The following is a 6,099-nucleotide window of genomic DNA, read 5'->3' as shown; positions in this document are numbered from 1 at the left end:
CGCAGAAACCAAAAGCGTGTTGTTGCCGATGCTTTTTGCCGAGTTGTAAATCTCAACACCCTTATGCGGCTTAACGGTTTTTGCGTTTGCGGTCACTGCTGCACCTGCAGTCAGCACCGCACAAAGAATTAAACATAAAAATTTTTTCATTTTATACTCCTTTATAATTATTTGGTAATAGTTTGTTGTAAGTCTGTAACATCTTTAACATTTGTTTTACCGTCACGGTTTATGTCGGAATAAAACATCTGAAGTTTATCAAATTCCGCATCGCCTGCAAGGTATCTCTGCAAAAGGGTTGCATCGTTTACATTTGTACTGCCTTTAAGGTCAATATTGCCAAAACAAAGCATCGGCACATACATACTTATTATTCCGCTGTAATTAGGCAGGTAGGTTGAAAATGCGGTTTTCACACCGGGTTTTGCTTTTATATAAATTTCCACACAGCCGTTCTCGTCGGGTGCAACACCGTTTACCGCACCGCCGCTAAAGAAAGTGAGATTGGATCCATTTTCCCTAAGAGTGTAGGTTGCTCCGTTTCCGTCTGTATCGGTATATGAACCGTCACTGTTAAAATAGCTTGAAACATCGCTTAATTTTACCTTTAGTTTTGCATATTCGCCGCCTGTATTCGCAAAGGAATAGCCTGCATAAGTATTTCCGGTGCTACCGCCGTTTGCCGAAACAAAGCGAGTATAGCTTTCGCTTGACGGCATGGAAATAACGGTATTTTTACCTATACAATCCTTGTATTGTACAGCATATGGTTTTCCTGTGTTTTTGCCGTAAAAACACACTCCGCCAAGCGTATTTTTGCTAAGATTATAAGTAAACACATTTAAGGTGTTGTTTTCAAGTTTTACCCCTGAATCAAGCACCTGAACGCTATTATTTTCCCGAACAACTGCCGCATTGGCAGAAACTATTGAGCCTGTTGCCATAACAGCTGCAAGTGCTGTACTTAAAAGTTTTTTCACTATCTTCCCTCCAATTTATTCGGATAAAGCGTTTTGTAAAGCCGTAACATCCTGAACATTTATTTTGCCGTCACGATTAATGTCGGCATGGTACATTTGCAGAGAATCAAACTCTGCATTGCCCGAAAGGTACTGCTGGAGCAATGACGCATCGTTTACATTTACGCTGTAATCTAAATTTATATTGCCAAAAGTAAGCTTATATATCTCTATGCCGTTTGTTCCGCCGCCACCGCCGCTTGTCAGCCCCACATCAAGGCCGTATTCTGTAAAGTAATTCACACTATGGTCTACCTTTGTACTCACATAAAATTCCACATATCCGTTGCTGTCGGGAACTGCACCGGTAAAAACTCCGCCGCTCTGGAAAAACAAAACAGATTCATAGTAGCCGTCCTTTACCGTTTGACGAGTAAAATTATATGTATGTCCGTCTTGGGTGTGTGTGCCGTTACTTTTAAATTCATTTGGATTTATATCCGACAGCTTGGCTCTTACCTTAACATATTCTCCGCCTGCCTGTCTTAAATCCAAATTAGTAGTTCCGCCCATACTGCTTGAAAGACAAGTCCAAATATTATATTTTTCGTTAGACGGCATAGTTATTGTTTTTGGTGCCGATAAATAATTCTTAAATATATATTTGTATCTTTTTCCGCTTTTTTGACCGTCAAGTACAAATCCGCCGTCTGAGCCTGTATTCTTCATATTGTATGTGTAAATACTTATAGTGTTGTTTTTAGTTGTTATTTTTGAACTCAAAATTTGATAATCCTTATTTTGTTTTACCGCTGCGTTGGCAGATACCGCTCCACCTGCCGCCATTAAAGCAACGAGTGCGATACTGATTAATTTTTTCATTATTTATCCCCTCAATATAAAATTTTTGTAAAACGATAAATGTTTCATACAGTCAAGCAATATTATACAATATTTTGCAAGATAAAGCTACGAAGCAAAAAGCTGAATTTTTGATTTGCTCATAGAAAAATTGTGACACTTTGCACATACAACTCTGTTTAAACTTGTTATCACAAAGAATTTATGCTATTATTCTAATAATGAAAGGCGGTAATAATATGTTGAATTTCTGCTGTCCTGTCTGCAAAGAAGAATTAAAACTTGACGGTCGAACCTACAGATGTATAAATAACCATTGTTTTGACTGTGCAAAGCAGGGTTATGTCAATCTTTTGCAGAGCAACAAATCCAAAAGCAAGCGTCACGGTGACGATAAACTTATGATAGAGGCAAGAACCGAGTTTTTAAATACAGATTCGTACAAGCCGCTGTGTGACCTTATGTGCGAGCTTTTGCAAAAATATATTCCGCAAAATGCCTGTGTGCTTGATGCCGGCTGCGGCGACTGCTATTATACGGGAAAAATTGAAAAAGCTCTTGCAGACAAGAACGCAAGTATAGCGGGTGTGGATATTTCAAAATTTGCTCTTATTGCAGCGGCAAAGCGCAGTAAAAATATTCGTTTGGCTGTAGCAAGCGTATTTGCTTTGCCGACAGCGGATTTTTCCTGCGACGCGGTGCTTAATGTATTTTCACCTTTTGCGCCGGAAGAGTACAACCGAGTTTTAAAAAGGGGCGGAGTGCTTTTGCGTGTAATTCCGCTTGAAAATCACCTTTTTTCTCTCAAAAAGGCGGTATATGACAATCCGTTAAAAAATCCGAAAGAAAACACCGATATTGACGGGTTTATTCTTGCCGAAAGCAAAGAACTTAAATACAGCATAACGCTTGACGATAACAGTGAAATTGAAAGCCTTTTCAAAATGACTCCGTACTACTACAAAACCTCTCGCACCGACCAACAAAAGCTGGAGAAATTAAACTCACTTACGACCGAAATCGAATTTTGCGTGCTTGTCTATAAAAAGCTGTAATCGTGATAAATACTAAGGTTTTAGAAAAATATTTTTTGAAATTACACATTAGCATAAGAGAGTATAAAAGAGAATATAAGCGAATTTTAAAGTTTGTGTAACGGTAAATTAAATTTTTGCAAAAAAGTGTTGACAATGCAAAATAAATGTATTATAATTCTAAGGCACAAGTAAATTACAGGAGGATTTGTTATGTCAACATATTTAGCTAAAAAAAGCGAAATTGAACGCAGCTGGTATGTAATTGATGCAGCAGGCAAGCCACTTGGTAGAGTTGCTACTCAGGCAGCAGTTCTTTTAAGAGGTAAGCACAAAGCAACATTTACACCAAATGTAGATTGCGGCGATCATGTAATCATCATCAACTGCAAGGACGCTGTATTAACAGGCAACAAGCTCACTCAGAAGAAGTGGCAGCGTCATACAGGCTATATCGGCCATCTTAAAGAAACAAGATACGATACTCTTATGGCTACAAAGCCAACAAAGGCTATGGAGCTTGCTGTTAAGGGTATGCTTCCAAAGAACACACTCGGCAGAGATGCTTTGCTCAGACTCAGACTCTTTGAGGGTGCAGAACACAATCATCAGGCTCAGAAGCCTGAAATGGTTGAAGCTTAAAAGAAGGAGGCAAATTAATAATGTACGATAAGACACCTTATTTTTACGGCACAGGCAGAAGAAAAAGCTCTGTTGCAAGAGTAAGACTTTACCAGGGTACAGGCAAAATCACAATCAACGATCGTGACATCGACGATTATTTCGGTCTTGAAACACTCAAGCTCATCGTTAGACAGCCTCTCGCCTTAACAGAAACAGATCAGAAGTTCGACATCGTTTGCAGAGTAGCAGGCGGTGGCGTTACAGGTCAGGCAGGTGCAATCCGTCACGGTATTTCCAGAGCACTTCTTCAGTACGATTCAGAGAACCTTCGTTCAACACTTAAGAAGGCAGGCTTCTTAACTCGTGACCCAAGAATGAAAGAGCGTAAGAAATACGGTCTCAAAGCAGCTCGTCGCGCTCCGCAGTTCAGCAAGCGATAATCGACTGCTCAGACTATATCAAAATGGTTCAAAAAGCCCGGAAAATCAAGGTTTTCCGGGCTTTTGCTATATCTAAACGGGCTGATATGGTTTGACCAAATTTGGCAAAACGAGAGCCGATTTCATCCAATTTTTAGTGGTCCGCAAGTGGTTAACTGGCCAAAAAGAGGGCAAAAAGAGGGGGAAGTGGTTCCCAAAGTGGTTAACCGAGAGCCGATTTTTGGGGTGCTTTTCAGCCCTCCTTCCCCTCGTTTTTTGGCTGTGGCAGTTTGGCATAGTTTGAGCTAATTTGAATAATTGAATATGAATTTGATGTAGCACACAGTATAAATGCTGGGTGCTTTTTTCATTTCAGGAACTCGTATTCCGGCGATAGAAAGAGCCGTCACTTCACTGTTAATTTTGAAGTGGCGGCTTTTTCTATTTCCAGAAGCAACAGCAATAATTAGAAATGAGGTGAAGTCAATGAACACGCAAATCATCGCCATCGCCAACCAGAAAGGCGGCGTTGGCAAAACAACAACCTGTGCGAACTTGGGAATAGGTCTGGCACAGGCCGGAAAGAAAGTGCTTCTGATAGACGGGGACCCACAAGGAAGCCTGACAATCAGCTTGGGAAATCCGCAACCGGACAAGCTGCCATTTACACTGTCGGATGCAATGGGCAAAATTCTGATGGATCAGCCTATACGCCCCGGAGAAGGTATTCTGCATCATGCAGAAGGCGTTGACCTGATGCCTGCGGATATTCAGCTTTCCGGTATGGAGGTTTCTCTGGTAAACGCCATGAGCCGTGAAACGATTTTACGGCAATACCTGGACACACTGAAGGGACAATATTCCCATATCCTGATTGACTGTCAGCCTTCGTTGGGGATGCTTACGGTCAATGCGCTGGCGGCTGCGAATAGGATCATCATTCCCGTTCAGGCAGAGTATCTGCCCGCTAAAGGGCTGGAACAGCTGCTCTCCACGGTAAACAAGGTAAAGGGGCAAATCAACCCCAAGCTCCAGATTGACGGTATCCTGCTGACGATGGTGGATAACCGCACCAACTTTGCCAAAGAGATTGCTGCTTTGCTGCGGGACACCTATGGAAGTAAAATCAAAGTCTTTGGAACGGAAATCCCCCATTCTGTCCGGGCAAAGGAAATTAGCGCAGAGGGAAAAAGTATTTTCGCCCATGACCCTGGCGGCAAAGTGGCAGAGGGGTATCGAAATCTGACGAAGGAGGTGTTGAAACTTGAAAAGCAGCGCGAAAAAAGTAGAGCTGGCATCGGTAGATGATCTGTTTTCTACGGAGGAGAGCCGTGCCGATGCTCAGAGAGAAAAAGTAGTAGAAATCCCGTTGTCGGAACTGCACCCGTTCAAAGGGCATCCATTCAAAGTCAAGGATGACGAAGCAATGATGGAAACCGCAGACAGTATCAAGCAGTATGGTGTGCTGGTTCCAGCAATTGCCCGCCCTGACCCGGAGGGTGGTTATGAACTGGTGGCCGGACACAGACGGCACAGAGCAAGTGAACTGGCAGAAAAAGAGACCATGCCGGTAATTGTCCGTGATCTGGACGATGACGCTGCTACAATTATTATGGTTGACAGCAACCTGCAACGAGAAAGCCTGCTTCCAAGTGAGAGGGCCTTTGCCTATAAAATGAAGTTGGAGGCTATGAAGCACCAGGGAGAGCGAGTGGATTTAACTTGTGCCCAAGTTGGGCACAAGTCAGATGGTAGAAAATCCAGAGATATTTTAGCTGAACAGGTTGGACAGAGTAAGAATCAAATTCAGAGATTTATCCGTCTGACCGAGCTGATTCCCGAACTGCTGGACATGGTGGATGAAAAGAAAATTGCCTTAAATCCTGCTTATGAGCTGTCCTTTCTCAAAAAGGAGGAACAGGTAGACCTGTTGGACGCGATGGACAGCGAACAGGCTACCCCTTCTCTTTCTCAAGCCCAGCGGCTCAAGAAATACAGTCAGGAGGGGCATCTGACCCTCGATATGATGCGTGTCATCATGGGTGAGGAAAAGAAAAGCAATCTGGACCGAGTGACATTTACCTCTGACACCTTGCGGAAGTATTTTCCTAAAAGCTATACGCCCCAGCGGATGCAGGAAACCATCATCAAGCTGCTGGAGGCATGGCAGAAAAAGCGTCAGAGAGATCAGGAACGATGAAA

Annotated in this window: 7 protein-coding genes; 5 read left to right on the top strand and 2 right to left on the bottom strand. The window is 42.7% G+C overall.

Annotated elements, in window-relative coordinates; translation table 11 throughout:
* Positions 1-167: 167 nt before the first annotated feature.
* On the bottom strand, positions 168-980 hold the full coding sequence (locus tag AAAY30_RS04075) for a dockerin type I repeat-containing protein (protein WP_499222344.1): 813 nt from the start codon (positions 978-980) through the stop codon (positions 168-170).
* Between the two features lie 15 nt (positions 981-995).
* Positions 996-1,841 carry a dockerin type I repeat-containing protein gene (locus tag AAAY30_RS04070; RefSeq protein ID WP_440448872.1) on the bottom strand — a complete coding sequence of 282 codons (846 nt, stop codon included), beginning with the start codon at positions 1,839-1,841 and terminating at the stop codon, positions 996-998.
* Between the two features lie 218 nt (positions 1,842-2,059).
* On the opposite strand from AAAY30_RS04070, the gene AAAY30_RS04065 reads away from it, so the two are divergent.
* The 5 genes from AAAY30_RS04065 to AAAY30_RS04045 all read left to right on the top strand — a co-directional run bounded on the left by AAAY30_RS04065 (position 2,060) and on the right by AAAY30_RS04045 (position 6,097).
* Positions 2,060-2,875 carry a putative RNA methyltransferase gene (locus AAAY30_RS04065; protein WP_499215806.1) on the top strand — a complete coding sequence of 272 codons (816 nt, stop codon included), beginning with the start codon at positions 2,060-2,062 and terminating at the stop codon, positions 2,873-2,875.
* Positions 2,876-3,067: 192 nt separating this feature from the next.
* A complete protein-coding gene (gene rplM / locus AAAY30_RS04060; protein ID WP_022234347.1) occupies positions 3,068-3,496 on the top strand; it encodes a 50S ribosomal protein L13 in 429 nt (142 codons plus the stop codon).
* A 20-nt stretch (positions 3,497-3,516) separates the two neighbouring features.
* Positions 3,517-3,918, top strand: a complete 402-nt coding sequence (rpsI, locus tag AAAY30_RS04055) for a 30S ribosomal protein S9 (protein ID WP_022234348.1) — start codon at positions 3,517-3,519, stop codon at positions 3,916-3,918.
* A 465-nt stretch (positions 3,919-4,383) separates the two neighbouring features.
* Positions 4,384-5,205: a ParA family protein gene (locus tag AAAY30_RS04050; protein ID WP_499215832.1), complete on the top strand. Its 822-nt coding sequence runs from the start codon at positions 4,384-4,386 to the stop codon at positions 5,203-5,205.
* A complete protein-coding gene (locus AAAY30_RS04045; protein WP_499215807.1) occupies positions 5,162-6,097 on the top strand; it encodes a ParB/RepB/Spo0J family partition protein in 936 nt (311 codons plus the stop codon). The genes AAAY30_RS04050 and AAAY30_RS04045 overlap by 44 nt, the downstream gene beginning before the upstream one ends.
* The last annotated feature ends 2 nt before the right edge of the window (positions 6,098-6,099 follow it).

This window comes from Ruminococcoides bili (assembly GCF_040093295.1).
Taxonomy (GTDB): Bacteria; Bacillota; Clostridia; order Oscillospirales; family Acutalibacteraceae; genus Ruminococcoides; species Ruminococcoides intestinale_A.
The sequence above is the reverse complement of the archived record's forward strand: the minus strand, read 5'-3'. Positions and strand labels throughout refer to the sequence as shown.